14 protein-coding genes and 3 pseudogenes are annotated in these 15,564 nt (G+C 65.6%); 2 read left to right on the top strand and 15 right to left on the bottom strand.

The annotated features are described in order from the left end of the window. Window positions 1–223 precede the first annotated feature (223 nt). Window positions 224–583: an ArsR/SmtB family transcription factor gene (locus OUO20_RS00940; protein ID WP_056389079.1), complete on the top strand. Its 360-nt coding sequence runs from the start codon at window positions 224–226 to the stop codon at window positions 581–583. Next, on the top strand, window positions 583–1,065 hold the full coding sequence (locus OUO20_RS00935; RefSeq protein WP_018769584.1) for an SRPBCC family protein: 483 nt from the start codon (window positions 583–585) through the stop codon (window positions 1,063–1,065). The genes OUO20_RS00940 and OUO20_RS00935 overlap by 1 nt, the downstream gene beginning before the upstream one ends. Here OUO20_RS00935 and OUO20_RS00930 read toward each other — a convergent pair. The 15 genes and pseudogenes from OUO20_RS00930 to OUO20_RS00860 form a co-directional block, all read right to left on the bottom strand. Then, window positions 1,023–1,841 (bottom strand): triose-phosphate isomerase family protein, encoded by an 819-nt coding sequence (locus tag OUO20_RS00930; protein ID WP_134165628.1) that lies wholly within the window; start codon window positions 1,839–1,841, stop codon window positions 1,023–1,025. The genes OUO20_RS00935 and OUO20_RS00930 overlap by 43 nt on opposite strands. Window positions 1,842–1,870: 29 nt before the next feature. Next, window positions 1,871–3,217, bottom strand: a complete 1,347-nt coding sequence (locus OUO20_RS00925; RefSeq protein WP_018769582.1) for an MFS transporter — start codon at window positions 3,215–3,217, stop codon at window positions 1,871–1,873. Window positions 3,218–3,318: 101 nt separating this feature from the next. Continuing rightward, window positions 3,319–4,086 carry an SDR family NAD(P)-dependent oxidoreductase gene (locus OUO20_RS00920; protein WP_018769581.1) on the bottom strand — a complete coding sequence of 256 codons (768 nt, stop codon included), beginning with the start codon at window positions 4,084–4,086 and terminating at the stop codon, window positions 3,319–3,321. 17 nt (window positions 4,087–4,103) lie between these two features. Continuing rightward, complete coding sequence (locus OUO20_RS00915; RefSeq protein WP_056389088.1) at window positions 4,104–5,057, bottom strand: 3-hydroxyacyl-CoA dehydrogenase family protein; 954 nt, start codon at window positions 5,055–5,057, stop codon at window positions 4,104–4,106. Then, a pseudogene (locus tag OUO20_RS00910) lies at window positions 5,054–5,547 on the bottom strand (ribose-5-phosphate isomerase). The gene OUO20_RS00915 and the pseudogene OUO20_RS00910 overlap by 4 nt, the downstream one beginning before the upstream one ends. A 10-nt stretch (window positions 5,548–5,557) precedes the next feature. Continuing rightward, window positions 5,558–7,277 (bottom strand): annotated as a pseudogene (gene dhaL, locus OUO20_RS00905) (dihydroxyacetone kinase subunit DhaL). A 46-nt stretch (window positions 7,278–7,323) separates the two neighbouring features. Beyond that, complete coding sequence (locus OUO20_RS00900) at window positions 7,324–8,322, bottom strand: sugar phosphate isomerase/epimerase family protein (RefSeq protein ID WP_018769577.1); 999 nt, start codon at window positions 8,320–8,322, stop codon at window positions 7,324–7,326. 132 nt (window positions 8,323–8,454) lie between these two features. After that, complete coding sequence (locus OUO20_RS00895; RefSeq protein WP_018769576.1) at window positions 8,455–9,144, bottom strand: GntR family transcriptional regulator; 690 nt, start codon at window positions 9,142–9,144, stop codon at window positions 8,455–8,457. 115 nt (window positions 9,145–9,259) lie between these two features. Further along, window positions 9,260–10,036, bottom strand: a complete 777-nt coding sequence (locus OUO20_RS00890; protein WP_018769575.1) for an SDR family NAD(P)-dependent oxidoreductase — start codon at window positions 10,034–10,036, stop codon at window positions 9,260–9,262. A gap of 9 nt (window positions 10,037–10,045) precedes the next feature. Then, window positions 10,046–10,732 (bottom strand): MFS transporter, encoded by a 687-nt coding sequence (locus OUO20_RS00885; RefSeq protein WP_268002634.1) that lies wholly within the window; start codon window positions 10,730–10,732, stop codon window positions 10,046–10,048. An 8-nt stretch (window positions 10,733–10,740) separates the two neighbouring features. After that, window positions 10,741–11,247 (bottom strand): annotated as a pseudogene (locus OUO20_RS00880) (MFS transporter); the annotation flags it as partial. A 366-nt stretch (window positions 11,248–11,613) separates the two neighbouring features. Continuing rightward, entirely contained in the window at window positions 11,614–12,345 is a 732-nt protein-coding gene (locus tag OUO20_RS00875) for a FadR/GntR family transcriptional regulator (protein WP_018769573.1), read from the bottom strand. 191 nt (window positions 12,346–12,536) lie between these two features. Beyond that, window positions 12,537–13,439 carry a succinate--CoA ligase subunit alpha gene (gene sucD / locus OUO20_RS00870; protein WP_018769572.1) on the bottom strand — a complete coding sequence of 301 codons (903 nt, stop codon included), beginning with the start codon at window positions 13,437–13,439 and terminating at the stop codon, window positions 12,537–12,539. 11 nt (window positions 13,440–13,450) lie between these two features. Further along, the gene (gene sucC / locus OUO20_RS00865; RefSeq protein ID WP_018769571.1) at window positions 13,451–14,620 is read right to left on the bottom strand and encodes an ADP-forming succinate--CoA ligase subunit beta; all 1,170 of its coding nucleotides are present in this window, start codon (window positions 14,618–14,620) and stop codon (window positions 13,451–13,453) included. A 225-nt stretch (window positions 14,621–14,845) separates the two neighbouring features. Next, window positions 14,846–15,562 (bottom strand): hypothetical protein, encoded by a 717-nt coding sequence (locus tag OUO20_RS00860; RefSeq protein WP_026265816.1) that lies wholly within the window; start codon window positions 15,560–15,562, stop codon window positions 14,846–14,848. Between the last annotated feature and the right edge of the window lie 2 nt (window positions 15,563–15,564).

Here is a 15,564-nt window from a genome sequence, read left to right as displayed (position 1 = left end):
GCCGCGGTCCCAATATTTCGGGTGCCGGAACTACTTTTTAGCGACGGCCAACTCTCCCGTGCGTACTGCGCGCAGCCGAAGTCGAAGGACCAGCCACCGGGCACTGTTTTCCACGTAACCGGAATCCCTGAAGACCCGGGTCTTGAATCGTCACCCTGGGACTCTTATGCTTAAACAACCTAAAGGTTGATAAACCTGGAGGTTGATTAGAAACGGGCAGGCAATGAACCCTGAAAGTGCGGCATTGGACTCGGCCTTCATGGCCCTGGCAGATCCCGTGCGGAGAAGCATCATCGCCCGGCTCAGCCGGGGCCCGGCAACAGTGAACGAATTGGCAGAACCGTTCGAGATCTCCAAGCAGGCGGTCTCGAAACACATCCAGGTACTCGAGCAGGCCGCGCTGGTGACCCGAAGCAGGGATGCACAGCGCAGGCCCGTCCACCTGAACCCGGCGCGGCTCGAGGAGCTGACCGCCTGGATTGACCGGTACCGGTTGGTCCGCGAAGGCCAGTTCCGCAGCCTCGACGCCGTTCTTAGGTCAAACGCTGCGGACAGCGGCGAAAAATCCTCCAAGGAGTCATGATGAGCAATTCCCTGAAACTCAGCGTTCCTGAGGGCGTCCCCTTCATCGATTACGAGCGCGAGTTTGATTTCCCGGTGGCGGACGTGTTCCGCGCCCACAAAGAACCGGACCTGATTGTCCAGTGGCTGGGCCCGCGGGGCTTGAAAATGGAGATCGACCACTACGATTTCCGCACCGGCGGCAGCTACCGCTACCTGCACACAGGACCGGACGGTGTGGCCTACGAGTTCAAGGGCATCTTCCACACCGTCCGGGACAACGAATTCGCCATCCAGACCTTTGAGTTCGGCGGATACCCGGATGTGGTCAGCCTGGACTTCATGACGTTTGAGGACCTGGGCAACGGAAGGACCCGGTTGCGGGGCCACTCCGTCTACCCAAGCCAGGAGGCGCGCGACGGCATGGCCCAGTCCGGGATGGAGGGCGGCCTGAGCGAGGGCTACGAGCGGCTGGAGGAATTGCTGGCCGGGGCGCGGGTCTGAGCCAGGGCGAGGGCTTCGTCCAGCACGCGGCCAAGGTTGGCGGCGTCGTGCGCAAAACGGCCCAGGAAGAGTCCGTCCGCTGCGGGAAGCTGCGGCAGCAGCCCTGGCCCGGCACTGCCGCCATAAATCAGGGGGCAGTCCGGGCCCAGTGCGGCCCGGAGCAGGGTCAACACGGAGTTGATGTGCTGCGGCGGGGCGGGTGCAGGAGCACCGATAGCCCATACGGGTTCATAGGCCAGGACCAGGCAGCTTAGGAGGCTGGCGTCACCGCCAGTAGCGGCGTGGACCTGCCGCACGCAAAAGTCGGCGGCAGCACCGGCGTCGAGCCTGTCCGGCTCACCGATGCAAAGCAGCGGGGTAAGGGAACTGTCGACGGCGGCACGCACCTTGCGTGCCACCACGGCGTCGTCCTCGGCGAACAGGCTGCGGCGTTCCGCGTGGCCGATCTCGACGAGCTGGACGCCCAGTTCGGCCAGCATGCCGGGGCTGACTTCCCCGGTGAGGGGCCCGTCCCCCCAGGCGCAGTTCTGGGCGCCGAGCAGGACGGGTGAGCCGGCCAGGATCCGTGTGGCCGGCTCCAGGACGGGGAAGGAAGGGATGACGAAGACCCGGACCGGTGCGTCCTTGGCGGAATGCGCACCCAGCCCGGGCCTTTCGTCCACAACGGAGCGCACCTCCGACAGCCAGCGCAGGCTTGCCTGGTAACCCAGGTACATTTTGGTGCTGACGCCGATGTGGACGGTGCCGTTGCCTGTGCTGCTGCCGGAGGTGCGCATGAAGTTCCTTGCGGTGTGTTGTGACGGGCTCAGTCGAGCAGGTCGTCGGCCTTGTTCTTGAACCGCTTGGTGGCGTACATCATTGCGGCGGCCACGAAGGGCAGGACGCCCAGGGCGTACACACCCATGGATCCGGTGGGCGAGTGCGTGGCCTCGTTGACGGCGGTCCGCAGGATCGGGGCCACAAAGCCGCCCAGGTTGCCCAGCGAGTTGATCAGGCCGATGCCGGCAGCTGCTGCGGATCCGGCGAGGAACGCGGTTGGGTAGGACCAGACCACCGGACCGACGGCGAGGAAGCTGCAGACTGCCAGGGTTATGAAGATCATGCCCAGGACCGGCTGGTGGTTGGTTCCCGCCCAGGCCGAGCCGAAGATGCACAGGCCGGTGGAGAGAAACAGGATGGTGCCGAACTTCCGCCGCTTGGCAACGGTGTTAGCCGCCCGGCCGATGAAGTAGCAGGAGAAGATGCCGAAGAACCACGGGACCGCGATCAGCAGGCCGACGGCGAGGCCCACTTTCTGCCCGGTCAGGGACGACACCTGCTGCGGCAGGAAGAACGTCACGCCGTAGACGGCGATCTGCAGGCAGAAGTAGATGGCGGTGAAGTACCAGACCCGGCCGTTGCGCATGGCGGCGAGGATGCCGCGGGGGCCGGTCTGGTCCTTGATGTTGTCTTCCAGTGCCATGACTTCTTTGAGCGCGTACTTCTCCTCCCGGCTGAGGAACTTGGCCTTTTCAGGACCGTTGATCAGGAAGAAGAAGGCGGCGATGCCGGCCAGGACTGCGAGCAGGCCCTCGACGAAGAACATGACCTGCCAGCCGCGCAGGCCCGGCACCTGGTCGCCGATGTTGATCAGCCAGCCGGAGAGGGGGTTGCCGATCATCTGGGAGAACGGCTGGGCCAGGTAGAAGATGGCGAACATCTGGACGCGCACCTTGTTGGGGAACCATTCGGCCAGGTACATGATCACGCCGGGGAACAGGCCGGCCTCGGTCACGCCGAGGAGGAAACGCAGGATCACGAACGAGGTCTCGCCCTGGACGAAGGCGAAGCACGCCGAAACGATGCCCCAGGTGATGGCGATGCGCGCCAGCCAGATCTTGGCGCCGACCTTCTTGAGCAGCAGGTTGCTGGGGATCTCGAAGATCGCGTAGCCAATGAAGAAGATGCCGGCGCCCAGGGCGAAGGCTGCGGCGGACACTCCTTTGTCCGCCCCGAGGGCCGCCTCGGCAAAGCCGACGTTGGTGCGGTCCAGGAACGAAACGACGTACAGGATGACCAGCATCGGCATGAGCCGGCGGGCCGCCTTGAAGATCGCGGACTTCAGGACCGGACGGGCCAGAAGTTCCTTGGATGTTGCGGTGGTTTCGGACACAACACTCTCCTTCGAGTGGTGACGTGGTGGTTTCCGCGGGCCGGCGGCCCGCATGTTGGTGGTGGCTCCGGTCTTCGTGATGCGAAGGGAAACGGAGGCCGTCAGTGCATGTACAGTCCGCCGTCGACGTTCAGCGTCTGGCCGGAGATATACCCGGCGTCCTCGCCAATCAGGAAATGGATGGCGGCAGCGATGTCGCGCGTGTTGCCCACGCGGTTCACCACCAGGTCCTTGACCAGCTCGTCCTTGCGTTCCTCGCTCAGGGTGCCGCCCATGATGTCGGTGTCGATCGGCCCGGGCGAGATGGCGTTGACAGTGATGTCGTACTCCCCCAGTTCACGGGCGGTGGCGCGGGTCAGGCCGATGACGCCGGCCTTGGCCACGGAGTACGGGGTCTTGCTGAAGGTTCCGCCACCGCGCTGGGCGGAGACGGAGGAAATGTTCACAATCCGGCCCAGCTGGTTCTTGACCATCGATTCGGCGGCACGGCGGGTGGCGTAGTGGACGCCGTTCAAGTTGATGCTGAGTACCCGGTCCCATTCGGCGGCGTCCAGTTCCAGGTACGGCACCGGGGAGCTGACGCCCGCGATGTTGGCCAGGGCCACCAGCTGCGGAAGTTCGGCCTCGATCTCGTCGATGGCCGCCCGGACCGACGCTTCGTTGCTGACGTCTGCGCCTGCTCCGTGGGCCTTGATTCCGTACTTTTCGGCCAGCTCCTTGGCCACGGCCTTGGTGGCGGCGTCATCGATGTCGATCACGCCGATGTTCCAGCCGCGCTCTGCCAGGTAGTCTGCGGTGGCCCGGCCGATGCCGCGTTCGGAGACAGCGCCGGTAACGATCACCGTGCGGTCTGTGGGAAATGCTGTCATGGAGGTGTTCCTTCGGATCAGGAAAGCGGGGCAGGGCCCAGCTCTTCGATGAGCTTCTGCATGGCGACGTACGCCTTGTTCCGGTAGGCAACCAGGGCTGCGGTCCGGTCTGCGGGGACGTCAAGGAAGCCGGAACCGGTCTTGGTGCCCAGCTGGCCGGCGTCGACCTTTTCCTGCAGGATCTTGGGGGTGGCGAACCGCTCCGGGAACCCGGTCTGGAGGGACTTGTAGCAGAACGCATATACGTCCAGGCCCGCCATGTCGGCGATCGCAAACGGCCCGAAGAACGGCAGCCGGAAGCCGAAGGTGGTGCGCACCAGGGTGTCCACGTCCTCCGCGGTGGCGATGCCTTCCTCCACCACTTGGGCTGCCTCGTGGAACAGGGCGTACTGGAGCCGGTTGAGCACGAAGCCGGTCACGTCCTTGACGGTGGCTGTTTCCTTGCCGGTCTCCCCCACGATGGTGCGGGCCGCCTGGATGGTGGCCTCGGAGGTGCCCTCGTGCGGGATGACTTCCACGCCGGGAATGAATGGTGCCGGGTTGGAGAAGTGGACGCCCAGGAAGCGCTCCGGGTTGTCCACCACCTCGGCCAGCTTGGCGATGGAAATGGTGGAGGTGTTGGAACCAATGATGGCCTCGGGGCGGGCGGCGGCGCTGATCCTGCCCAGGGTGGCGTGCTTGATCTCCAGGATTTCCGGCACTGCCTCCTCGATGTACTCGGCGCCGGCCACGGCTTCTTCGATGTCCTTGGCTGCCCAGAGGTTTTCCTTGAGCAGGTCGGTGGCGTTGTCCGGGAACAGGCCGGCGGCGACGAACTCGTCGGACTCCTTCAGGAGCCGCTCGTAGTTGCTTTGCGCGATTTCAGCGGAGACGTCGGCGAGTGCCACGCGGGCTCCTGCGAGTGCCAGGACCTGGGCGATCCCGCCGCCCATATAGCCTGAGCCGACGACGGCGATGTTGCGGTTGCTCATTTGTCTTCAAGTCCTTCCGACGCGTCCTCGTAGGAGGAGATTGCGTCTACTTTGGCCGCGGATGCGGAGTTTTCATCGAAGCGGTGGTCAAGCCACTCGCCCACAAGTTTCTTGGCCAGTTCCAGGCCGATGACGCGCTGGCCCATGGTCAGCACCTGGGCATTGTTGGACAGCACGGAACGCTCCACGGAGTAGCTGTCGTGTGCGGTGACGGCCCGGATGCCGGGAACCTTGTTGGCCGAGATGGCCACGCCGAGGCCGGTTCCGCAGATCAGCAGGGCACGGTCCGCCTCTCCGGCTGCGACCTTGCGGGCTGCGGCGACGGCAAGGTGCGGATAGGCAGTAGCGTCGTCGGCGCCCACGCCCACGTCCTCCACCGAGGCGACCCGGGGTCTGCCTCCAGCATCTCGCGCAGCGCGTTCTTGTATTCGACGCCGGCTTCGTCATTGCCGACGACGATGCGCCAGCCTTGCTGGGTGTGTTCGGTCATGCGATTCTCCTTAGTGGCTTTCGATGGTGGCGGCGTACTCGGCCACCCTGCGGGCAATGAGGCCGAACGAAACGGCGCCGGGATCCGGGTGGCCCAGGCTCTTCTCGGCCAACGGGCGCGCCCGGCCTTTCCTGGGGCTGAGTCCGGCAGTCGCGTCAGCGGCCTCGGCGGCGGCCTCCGCTGCCGCACGAAGGCTGCCGGCCAGGCTGCCGCCGTCGTCAATTGCTTTGGTGAAGGTCTCGGCGAACGGAAGGAGCGCGTCCACCATGGTCTTGTCTCCCGCCTCGGCCTTGCCCAAGGTGACAATGGCGTCGCGGAGGGCATTGACGGCCGCCGCTGCGTCGGCCGCGGTGTAGGCGTCCTTGCTGCCCAGGGTCCTGCCTACGGCGGTGACCGCCGCGCCCCAAAGGGCCCCGGAGGTACCGCCGGCACGCTCGGCCCACTGCTCCCCGCCGCCGCGAGCACTTCCTCCAGGCCGGCACCGCCGGCATGGGACTTCTCCGCGGCGGCAACGGCAGCATCCACTCCGCGGCGCATTCCGATGCCGTGGTCGCCGTCCCCGGCGATGGCATCCAGCTTCCCGAGTGCCTCCTCGTGTTCGACGACGACGGACCGGGCTTCCTTCAACACTCCCACCGCCGTGGCAGCCAGCGCGGTGGACGCCGGCGTGGCGGCCAGCCCCGGCATCGTGGCCGCCTCGGCCAGGGACTCGACGGCCCGGGCCCGGCGCGGGGCCAGGTTGCCCTTGCGGAAGGCGGGGGTGTCAGCCGGCGCGGCCCAGAACTTCTCCAGTTCCGCATCCAGCCAGAACAGCGTCAATGACAGGCCGGACATGTCCAGGCTGGTCACCAGTTCACCGCACTCCGGCTCAACGATCTCGAGTCCGGCAGCGGTGAGCAGGGCCTCGATCTTGCCGAACAACAGGAAGAGTTCGTCGTACTTGACTGTTCCCAGTCCGTTGAGGATGGGCACTACCCGGTGGCCTGCGGTTTCCGGCTTGTCCTTCAAAAGCCCGTCCACCAGCAGCTTGGCCAGTTCACTGGCACTGGGCAGGGGCAGGTCTGAAATCCCCGGTTCGCCGTGAATGCCCAGTCCCACGGACATCATGCCTTCCGGCACGGTGAAGAGGGGCTCGGATGCTCCGGGGAGGGTGCAGCCGGCGAACGCCACGCCCAGCGAACGGGTGTGGTGGTTGGCCTTGATGGCAAGCCGCTCCACCTCATCCAGGTCCAGCCCGGCCTCTGCCGCCGCGCCGGCAACCTTGAAGACCGTCAGGTCGCCGGCGATGCCGCGGCGCTTGCCGATCTCCTCGAGGGGCGCGCTGGCGATGTCGTCAGTCACCAGGACGGTGCGGGTTTCGATGCCCTCAGCGTTCAGCTTCTCCTGGGCCTGGCCGAAGTGGAGCACATCGCCGGCGTAGTTGCCGTAGCTCAGGAGGACGCCGCCGCCGGTCTGGGATGCCTTGGCCACGCGGTACACCTGCCCGGCGGAGGGGAAGCGAACATGTTGCCGCAGGCGCTTCCGGCGGCGAGCCCTGCCCCCACCAGGCCGGCGAAGGCGGGGTAATGGCCGGAACCGCCGCCAATGACCACTGCCACCTGGCCCTCTGGTGTTTCGGTGGAACGGACAACGCCGCCGTCGACTCGCGCCACATACTTGCGGTTGGCGGCCACGAAACCGTCGAGGGCGTCGTCTGCGAACTGCGCTGGATCGTCAAATATCTTTGTCATGATTCCTCGTTGAACCGGTTGGATCGGTTGGGAAGCCTGCCGTGGCTTAGCGTGCGGGGACAGCCGCCGGGGCCTGCCGGCCCTGCGCTACCATGCTGGTGCCCAGGGTGTAGCCATCGCGCTTGGGCAGGACCTGGCGGCGCAGGTAGTCCTGGTTGGCGGCGGTGACGCTCAGGCCGTCGCCGCCGTAGTGCTCGGTGCAGATGATGCCCTGGAAGCCCACCGAGATGGCGAACTGGAAGGCCTCGCGGTAGCTGATGAGGCCGGATTCCATGGGCGCCGGCATGGCGACGTAGTGGTTCCGGGCCTGGTCCTCGTCGCGGATGTAGTTCTTGACGTGCCAGTAGTTGGAGTAGGGCAGCGTCTTGTGCACCAGTTCGCGCCAGTCTTCGATGGGGCGGTGCAGGCGGATCAGGTTGCCCAGGTCGGGGTTCAGTCCAACGTTGGGCAGGTCGACGTCCTGGACGAGCTGCACGGAGGAGTCAGCAGTGCCGAGGTACGTGTCCTCGTACATCTCCAGGGACACCAGGAGGCCGAGTTCAGCGGCGTGCTTGCCGACCTCCCGGATGCGGGTGACGGCGTTGTTCCAGGTTTCCTTGTCCGCTACCGGGTCCTTGTGGCCTTCAACGGTCCAGAACCAGAGCTGTTTCTGCTGCTCCGGGGTGATGGCCTGGTGCAGGCCGATGGAGACGACCTCGCAACCGAGCTGCGCAGCGGCGTCGATGGTCCGGTGGGTGTAGGCCAGGTTTTCCTCCCACTTGCCTTCCTCAATCACGCTGCGGCGGATGGCGGAGATGGAGGGAAGCCCGAGGCCGGCGGCACTGGCCGCGGCCTTCAGTTCGTCCAGACGGGCGCTTGAGAGATCGCCCGGGCGCACCCAGCTGTCGGTGAGGTCGGCGTTGCTGAAGCCGGCGTCTGCGACTTCTTCAAAGACCTGCTGCCAGTCGCTGGCGGGGGCCTCCTGGGCGGTGGTCCCGTCCGGCCTTGTTCCCGGGAACTGCAGCAGGGCAGCAGCGATGGGCCAGTTTTCAGCGGTGTACGGCATTGTCACTCCAAATTTAGGATCGCATTTCCTATAGGATCTACGCTATTCGAGACCCTGTCAAGGGCCTCTCTGTTCCTCCCGGGCGGAGGTTGGTGAAAAAGTCGGGCCATCTTGGGCCCATGGGCGTGCGTGCTAGCTGCGCACTTCGCTGTCGTGCTGCGAGCGCTGCTTGACGCCTTCGATGTGGTCGATCATTTTCTGCCGGGCAAGATCGGCGTCGCCGGTCTCGAAGGCTTTGAGGATCTCGGTGTGCTCGGCAATGGCGTAGTCGGCATCGGTCACGCCCAGGCCGCCAAAGAAGCGGAAGCGCTGCACCTGCCCGCCCAGGGCGTTGTATGCGGACAGCAGGAACTGGTTGTCAGCGGACTCGGCGATGAGCCGGTGGAACCGTTCATCGGCTTCCCAGTAGGCGCGGAACTCCGTGAAGGATGGACCGCGCGGGGCTGCCTTGAGGTCCTCGATGGCCTGCTCCAGCTGCCCGGTCAGTTCCGGGTCAGCATGCTTGCAGGCCATGAAGGCATTGGCCGGTTCGATCACCAGGCGGGCGTCCATCAGGTCGGCCAGTTCTTCCGGGGAGAACAGCGGCGCCACACGGTAGCCGCGCAGGGCCATCCTCCGCACCATCCCGGTCGCTTCCAGCCGGGCGAGCGCTTCGCGCACCGGCGTCGGGGAAACGTCCAGCTCCCTGGCCATCCCGTCGATGCTGACCGGGGTTCCCGCCTCCAGCCGGCCGTCCATCAGGGCAACAAGAAGCGCTTCGTAAACGTGGTCGGCGAGGACCTGCCTGCTCACGCCGCCGGAGGCCTGGTTCTTGGTTGCCATGTAGAAATCCTATAGCCGGAAAATGTGCGGGAGCGCGTGGGATGGGGTGTCCCCGGACACGTCCCGCTGGTGCCGTACGGCCGGCAGGCAGCACTGCACCAGCGGAAACCGGTGGTCAGGAAACCTGCAGGCCGCCGTTGATGTCGTAGGTGGCGGCAGTAATGTAGCCGGCGTCCTCGCTGAGCAGGAATGCGATCAGCGCCGCCACTTCCTCCCGGGTTCCCACCCGGCCCATCATGATGCCCTCGGACATCTGGGCCTTGCGCTCGTCCGTCAACGTTCCGCCCATGATGTCAGTGTCGATCGGACCGGGGGCGATGGCGTTCACGGTGATGTTGTGTTCACCCACTTCACGGGCCAGCGCACGGGTGAAACCGAGGATGCCGGCTTTCGAGGCGCTGTAGGCCACCTTGGAGTAGGTGCCGCCGCCACGCTGGGCCGAGATGGAGGAGATGCTGACGATCCTCCCGAGTTCGCGCTCGATCATGCCCCTGAGGACCCGCTGGGAAACAAGGAAGGTGCCGCGCATGTTGATGGCGAAGACCTTGTCCCATTCCGCCACCGTGGTCTCCATGAAGGGGGTGGGTGAGCTGATTCCGGCCAGGTTGACCAGTCCGACGATGGGCGGAAGCGCCTCCTCAATTTCCGTGATGGCGCGGTCAACCGATGCCTCGTCGGAGACGTCGGCGCCCACGCCGATGGCCTTGACGGCACGGCTGGAGCCGATTTCGGCAGCCGCGGCCTTCGCGTCTTCGGCATTGATGTCCAGGATGGCGATGGACCAGCCCTCGCTGGCCAGCCGGTCAGCGGTTGCCCGGCCAATGCCGCGGGCAGATGCTGCCCCGGTGAGGACAGCGGTGCGCTCTGCGGGGAAGGTGTGCTGTGTAGTCATTGATGCGTCCTAGTGGGTTTCGGCGGCAGGAACTGTGACCCCGGGGGCGGAGACACCCTCCGGCCGCTTGCGTGCGTAAAGGTAGGTGGCGGCGGCGGTCACGGCGAGGCAGGCGGCCAGGAAGACCAGCCCGCTCTGGCTGTTTCCGGTGGCGTCCTTGAGGATGCCCACGATGTAGGGCGCCACGAAGCCGCCCAGGTTGCCAAGGGAGTTGACCATGGCGAGGCCGGCGGCGGCTGCAGCACCGGTGAGGGCTGCGGAGGGCATGGCAAGGAACGGCGCGATGGCGGAGTAGATGCCCATGGCCGCGAGGGTCAGGAACACCATGGCGAGCACGGCATTGACCGGCAGCAGGTAGCCTGCGCCCAGGAGGCCGACGGCGGCGAGCACCATGCTCATGCTGGCATGCCATACCCGGTTGCCGGTGCGGTCCGAGCGCTTGCTCCAGAAGTAGACGAAGACGGCAGCGATGGCGTACGGGATAAAGACGATGAAGCCCACCTGGGTCGAGTCGAACTTGCCCAGCGCCTTGACGATGGTGGGCAGCCAGAGGCCCAGGCCGTAGATGCCGCATACCAGGCCGAAGTACAGGGCCGAGTATGCGATGGTGCGGGGTCCTTCAATCCGGCAAGGAAGTTGTGGTTGCCGGACTTCTGCTTGTGGGCCAGTTCGTCGCTCATGGTGTTGGAGAGCCACTCACGCTCTTCCGGCTTGAGCCACTTGGCGTGTTCGGGCCGGTCCGTCATGACGAAGGGGGTGATGATGCCCAACAGGATGGCGGGAATGCCTTCCAGGATGTAGAGCCACTGCCAGCCGTGCAGGCCTGCCTCGCCCTCCAGGTTCAGGAGCATGCCGGACACCGGGGCGCCGAGGGCGTTGGAGATGGGCTGGGCCAGGATGAAGATGCCCAGCACCGTCACGCGCTGCGCCGCGGGGAACCACAGGGTCAGGTAGAAGAGGATGGCCGGGAAGAAGCCCGCCTCGGCGGCTCCGAGGAGGAAGCGGATGATGTAGAACGTCGCTTCACCGTTCACCAGGAACATGGCGGTGGCAAAGATGCCCCAGCTGATGAGGATGCGGGCGATCCACTTGCGGGCGCCATAGCGGTACATGCCGCCGTTCGACGGGATCTCAAGCAGTGCGTAGCCGAGGAAGAAGATGCCGGCGCCCAGGCCGTAGGCGGCCTCGGTCAGTCCGATGTCCCCCTGCATGCCGAGCTTGGCGAAACCAACGTTGTTCCGGTCCAGGTAGGCAATGAAGTACAGGAGGACGATCAGGGGCATGAGCCTCCGACGAACCTTGCGGAGGGTGGTCTCGCCCAGCTCGCTGAGAGCGGGGGCAGCAGCACGGGAGGTCATCGCAGGCCTCCCAGGGTGGTGTGGGGACCCTCGAAAAGGGAATGCGCGCGCATGACGACTCCTTTGGCTGGCGGCATTTTTTGGGGGTGATATCAGATGTCTGATGTCTGCATGAGATTCTAATCACAGGGGACGGGAGCGTCAACACGGCTGCGGACGCGGCCTGGTGGGGATGCCGCTGACAGGGAATACCCCGATGGGACGGGCCCGGACAGGCGGCTAGCGGGCCGCGGCTCCGCTGCGGCTGGACACGGCAAGGTAGTGCTCGTAATCCTCGAAAGTCTGGGTGATATGTGCATCCATGGTGGAGCGGGCGGTGGCCGGGTCTCCGGCGGCGATGGCGGCCAGGACCATCTTGTGGTGGTGGATGGCGTGCCGCTGCACGTCGGGGAACGCCGAGGTTTCGCGCCGCATGGCGTAGAGCAGGGTGGACAGCTGGCCCAGCAGGGCCGGCACGAACGGGTTGCCGGACGCGCGCAGAACGGTGTCGTGGAAGGCGATGTCTGCCACGGTCAGCGCGTCCACGTCGCCGGCATGGTGGGCCGCTTCCATCTGCTCCACGCTGTCCTGCAGCGCGGCGAGGTCAGCCGGCCGGTGCCGGGAGGCAGCGAGTTCGGCCGCGCCGGTCTCCACCATGCGGCGGACCTCGAGCAAACGGAGTGCCACCTGGTCCGAGGCCACTCCCCTGGAGGCTGCGCGCATGATGGCGTCCAGTCCGGTCCAGCGCTCGGGCGGGTTGACGAAGGTGCCCAGGCCGCGCCGGACGTACACCACGTCCTGCGCTTTCAATACCTTCATGGCCTCGCGGGCCGTCAGCCTGCTGACACCGGACTCCTTGGCGATATCCGCTTCAGGCGGCAGGGCGTCGTCGGCCTTGATCTCTCCGCTGAGGATGTGCTCAAGGACTTTGTCGACGACGGCGTCGACCAGGGTCGGTCGCTTCTCTGCCATCCGTCATCCCCTGCCTGCGCGCGCAAGGCGCCCTGATTTTCCTTCCTCAACATTACTCGACGCACTCGGGCGCGCGCTGCCCGCCGTCGTCGTGCGTCAAACAGTCAGGTGGGTTAAACAGCAAACGCGGGGCCGCCCTGCCGGCCCCCAAAGGGGAACCGGGCCGGGTGGCCCCGCGTTGTGCAGGACTGCTAGAGGGCTGCGTAGACCTCACGGAGCAGCTTGGCTGTCTCGGACGGCGTCTTGCCGACCTTGACACCGGCAGCCTCGAGGGCTTCCTTCTTGGCCTGGGCGGTACCGGCGGAACCGGAGACGATGGCACCTGCGTGGCCCATGGTCTTGCCTTCGGGCGCGGTGAAGCCGGCCACATAGCCGACGACCGGCTTGGTGACGTTGGCCTTGATGAAGTCGGCTGCACGCTCTTCGGCGTCGCCGCCGATTTCGCCGATCATCACGATGGCCTTGGTCTCGGGGTCAGCCTCGAACGCGGCCAGGGCGTCGATGTGCGTGGTGCCGATGATGGGGTCGCCGCCGATGCCGATGGCGGTGGAGAAGCCCAGGTCGCGCAGTTCGTACATCATCTGGTAGGTCAGGGTACCCGACTTGGAAACCAGGCCGATGGGGCCCTTACCGGTGATGTTGGCCGGGGTGATGCCAACCAGCGCTTCGCCGGGGGTGATGATGCCGGGGCAGTTCGGGCCGATGATGCGGGTGACCTGGTTGCCGTCGGCATCCACCTTGGACTGGGCCAGAGCCCAGAATTCGGCGGAGTCCTGGACGGGGACGCCTTCGGTGATGACCACGACCAGGCCGATGCCGGCCTCGATGGCTTCCACAACGGCGTTCTTGGTGAATGCCGGCGGCACGAAGACGATGGAGACGTCGGCGCCGGTTTCCGCCATGGCTTCCTTGACGGTGCCGTAGACGTTGATTTCCTTGTCGCCGTGCAGGACCGTGGTGCCGGCCTTGCGGGCGTTGACGCCGCCGACGATGTTGGTGCCCGCCTTGAGCATCAGCGCGGTGTGCTTGGTGCCTTCGCCGCCGGTGATGCCCTGGACGATGACCTTGGAGTCCTTGTTCAGATAGATAGACATGGTGCGTCCCTTTACTTAGCTGCGTTGGCGAGCTCGGCGGCCTTGTCGGCGCCCTCGTCCATGGTGGCGGCCAGGGTTACCAGCGGGTGGTTGGCCTCGGTGAGGATGCGGCGGCCTTCCTCGACGTTGTTGCCGTCAAGGCGGACTACCAGCGGCTTGTTGGCGGAGTGGCCCAGCTCGGCCAGCGCGCCAACGATGCCCTTGGCGACGGCGTCGCATGCGGTGATGCCACCGAAGACGTTGACGAACACGGACTTGACCTGCTCGTCACCCAGGATGACGTCCAGGCCTGCGGCCATGACCTCTGCGGAGGCTCCGCCGCCGATGTCCAGGAAGTTGGCGGGCTTGACGTTGCCGTGGTTCTCGCCGGCGTAGGCCACGACGTCGAGGGTGGACATGACCAGGCCGGCGCCGTTGCCAATGATGCCTACTTCGCCGTCGAGCTTGACGTAGTTGAGGTCCTGCGCCTTTGCCTTGGCCTCAAGCGGGTCCGCTGCGTCCTTGTCCTCGAGCTGCGCGTGCTTCGGGTGGCGGAAGTCGGCGTTCTCGTCGAGGGAAACCTTGCCATCGAGGGCCAGGATGTCACCGTTGCCGGTCTTGACCAGCGGGTTGACCTCCACCAGGGTGGCGTCTTCCTTCTTGAAGACGTCCCAGAGCTTCAGGATGACGCCTGCCACCTGGCCGCGGAGTTCCTCGGCGAAGCCTGCAGCCGCGACGATCTCGTCCGCCTTGGCCTGGTCGATGCCCACGGCGGGGTCGATGGCAATCTTGGCCAGCGCTTCGGGGCGTTCGACGGCGAGCTGTTCGATTTCCATGCCGCCCTCAACCGAGCACATGGCCAGGTAGTTGCGGTTGGCCCGGTCCAGCAGGACGGAGAAGTAGTATTCCTCGGCGATGTCCGCACCCTGGGCAATCATCACCTTGTTAACGGTGTGGCCCTTGATGTCCATGCCCAGGATGTTGGTGGCGTGCTCAAACGCTTCGTCGGCGGACTTTGCCACCTTGACGCCGCCGGCCTTGCCGCGGCCGCCTACCTTGACCTGTGCCTTGACAACGGTCACGCCGCCGATCTTCTCGGCGGCTGCCTTTGCTTCTTCTGGGGTGTACGCCACGATGCCGGCAAGCACGGGTACACCGTGCGCCTCGAACATATCGCGCGCCTGGTATTCAAACAGGTCCACGGTTTAGTGTCCTTCTACGTCGAAGTAGTTTCTGTACAGTCGGACACCATCCGAAGAGACGATGACCGGGCTGCGGATTGCACGCACCGGCGGCCTGTCTGGAAACGAGCCACGCGGCGTAATGCTCCATGGGGAACTCTAGTCCTTTGGAGGGACCGGGCCGTCCCAGACTACCTCTTATGTGAGTAAGCACACTATTCTATGGAGCGTAGAAAAACCGCGGATTTACGGGGTTTTTGGGCCCTCTGCCTGCGGGGATGCACTGCTTTTGGCGGGGCCCGGGACCAGTTCGTAACGTTCGGGGGAGATGAAGAATCCGACGCCGGCGGAGACGTTTCCGCACGCCACGCCGCCGTTGTAGGCGGAACAGCGCAGCCCGTTCCGTTCGAGGTTCTGACCGTCCGCAAGCACAGGCAGCTGGGCCAGCGGGCCGGCCTTGGTCCCCTTGGGTCCGTAGGCCGCTTCCATCGACGTGACGCCGGAGCGGCACTCGCCGTAGCGTGCACTGTCCGGGGCCAGCAGGGCCACGCCGCCCAGGTAGCCCAGGTGGGTTCCGGCGCAGTCATCCCTAACGTCCCCGGGTTGGGGAGGCTGATAGGTGGCCAGCTCGCAGTGGGCCACCGGGACAATGGGCAGCTTGTTGTTGGCAGCGTCGCCGTAGCGGTTCTGCTGGTACGGCAGGTTCACGTGGTCCCCGCGCGCGGACGTCAATGAACAGGCGATGGTGCGGTCCGCGGTGATGAAGGAGAGGACGTCGCCACCGCTGGAGTATGTCTTGGCGTCGGCCAAGGGCGCCTTTTCCAGTTGTTCCATGGGCGGCAGCGGGGCCGGTGGAACGTAGGAGGGGTCCTTGGTGGTCACGCTGCATCCCGTGGCGGTGACAGCAATGAGGAGGAGAAGGGCGGCGAGCATCCCCCAGACATTCCGTCGCATGGGCTCCATTA

Origin of the sequence: Arthrobacter sp. FX8 (genome assembly GCF_026723805.1) — a bacterium.
In the GTDB taxonomy this organism is placed as follows: domain Bacteria; phylum Actinomycetota; class Actinomycetes; order Actinomycetales; family Micrococcaceae; genus Arthrobacter.
The sequence above is the reverse complement of the archived record's forward strand: the minus strand, read 5'-3'. Positions and strand labels throughout refer to the sequence as shown.

What these genes read in the sequence shown, in the direction of transcription:
- OUO20_RS00930 (WP_134165628.1), bottom strand. Translation starts at nt 1,841, where the DNA reads ATGCGCACCTCCGGCAGCAGCACAGGCAACGGCACCGTCCACATCGGC.
- OUO20_RS00895 (WP_018769576.1), bottom strand. Translation starts at nt 9,144, where the DNA reads ATGGCAACCAAGAACCAGGCCTCCGGCGGCGTGAGCAGGCAGGTCCTC.
- OUO20_RS00900 (WP_018769577.1), bottom strand. Translation starts at nt 8,322, where the DNA reads ATGCCGTACACCGCTGAAAACTGGCCCATCGCTGCTGCCCTGCTGCAG.
- OUO20_RS00940 (WP_056389079.1), top strand. Translation starts at nt 224, where the DNA reads ATGAACCCTGAAAGTGCGGCATTGGACTCGGCCTTCATGGCCCTGGCA.
- OUO20_RS00875 (WP_018769573.1), bottom strand. Translation starts at nt 12,345, where the DNA reads ATGGCAGAGAAGCGACCGACCCTGGTCGACGCCGTCGTCGACAAAGTC.
- OUO20_RS00890 (WP_018769575.1), bottom strand. Translation starts at nt 10,036, where the DNA reads ATGACTACACAGCACACCTTCCCCGCAGAGCGCACCGCTGTCCTCACC.
- OUO20_RS00860 (WP_026265816.1), bottom strand. Translation starts at nt 15,562, where the DNA reads ATGGAGCCCATGCGACGGAATGTCTGGGGGATGCTCGCCGCCCTTCTC.
- OUO20_RS00935 (WP_018769584.1), top strand. Translation starts at nt 583, where the DNA reads ATGAGCAATTCCCTGAAACTCAGCGTTCCTGAGGGCGTCCCCTTCATC.
- OUO20_RS00920 (WP_018769581.1), bottom strand. Translation starts at nt 4,086, where the DNA reads ATGACAGCATTTCCCACAGACCGCACGGTGATCGTTACCGGCGCTGTC.
- sucD (WP_018769572.1), bottom strand. Translation starts at nt 13,439, where the DNA reads ATGTCTATCTATCTGAACAAGGACTCCAAGGTCATCGTCCAGGGCATC.
- OUO20_RS00915 (WP_056389088.1), bottom strand. Translation starts at nt 5,057, where the DNA reads ATGAGCAACCGCAACATCGCCGTCGTCGGCTCAGGCTATATGGGCGGC.